Origin of the sequence: Alistipes sp. An116, assembly GCF_002161005.1 — a bacterium.
GTDB lineage: Bacteria > Bacteroidota > Bacteroidia > Bacteroidales > Rikenellaceae > Alistipes > Alistipes megaguti.
In genome coordinates, this window is sequence record NZ_NFLR01000047.1 from 1 (window position 1) to 1246 (window position 1246).

The 1246-nt window shown below is 68.5% G+C and carries 2 protein-coding genes; both read right to left on the reverse strand.

All coding sequences use genetic code 11. The features are described 5' to 3' along the window. Positions 1-743: N5-glutamine methyltransferase family protein (locus tag B5E60_RS13545; RefSeq protein ID WP_239403368.1), on the reverse strand; the 743-nt coding region annotated here is incomplete at its 3' end. Continuing rightward, positions 740-1246 (reverse strand): chorismate synthase (locus B5E60_RS13550; RefSeq protein WP_143260784.1); only part of this gene is annotated, 507 nt, incomplete at its 5' end. The genes B5E60_RS13550 and B5E60_RS13545, both read right to left, overlap by 4 nt.

A 1246-nucleotide genomic window follows, 5' to 3' on the forward strand; every position in this document is an offset into this window, starting at 1 on the left:
GGGACGTAGGGAGGGTTCGAGACGATCACATCAAATCGTTCGGGAAATTGCTCCGCCAGATCGGTCAGCGCATCGGCCCGCCGCAGCGTCACGCGGGCCCCGAGCCGGCGGCAGTTCTCGGCGGCGACCTCCAGCGCCTCATCCGAGATATCGGCGGCATAGACTTCGGCTGCGGGGAGCTCCAGCGCCAGCGAGACGGCAATGCAGCCGCTTCCGGTCCCCACGTCGAGGATCCGGAGCCCGCGGCCCGCAAGCGGAGTACGCAGGGGCGGTTCACACTCCCCCGCTTCGCCGGCTCGTCCCCGCACACTGCGGACGATGCGGTCGACCAGCTCCTCGGTCTCGGGGCGCGGGATCAGCACACCCCGGCGCACCGCAAAGCGACGTCCGTAGAATTCGCTCTCGCCAAGCACGTACTGCAGGGGTTCGCCCGCGGCCAGTCGTTCGACATCCGCGCCCAAGCGTCCGAGCTCCCCCGCCCCGTACGACATCCCCTTCTCACGCGACATCCCCTTCTCACGCGACGCTCCCTTCTCACGCGACGCTCCGTCCAGCCCTTCCAGGCCCTCCGGCTTTTCAGCCCCCCTCGCCTGCAGTTCGGCCCCGGGGTCGGTCAGCAGCGCCGAGAGCGAGATGCCTTCCCGCCCGGCAACCAGCAGGCGGGCCAGGTTCCGGGCCTCGCGGGCATCATAGAGACCCGTCAGGCGGGCCGTGATGCGTTCGATGGCTTCGCGGCGTGTCATCGGCTTCTCCAGAGATCGGCCAACGCAATGGCAACGGCGGCCTCGACAACCACCGCTCCGCGCAGGGCTACACAGACATCGTGACGTCCCCGGATCTCGAGCGGCTCAACGCGGTCAGTCGTCAGATTGTAGGTCTCCTGCGGCCGGGAGATGCTCGGCGTGGGCTTCAGCGCCGCACGCACCACCACCTCGTTGCCGTTCGTAATGCCGCCGTTGATTCCACCGGCATGGTTCGTTGCCGTGTGCCCCTCGCCGTCGAGGATCGGATCGTTATTCTGCGACCCGCGGAGACGGCTTCCGGCAAATCCGCTGCCGAACTCCACCCCCTTGACCGCCGGAATCGAGAAGAGCAGGTGGGCCACCCGGCTCTCGACCGAATCGAAGAAGGGTTCGCCGATCCCGACGGGCACTCCCGCGACGCGGCATTCAACCACGCCGCCCAGCGAATCGCGCTCGGCCGCCGCCTCGCGCAGCAGCTCGTCGAAACGCGCCGGATCGTCGCA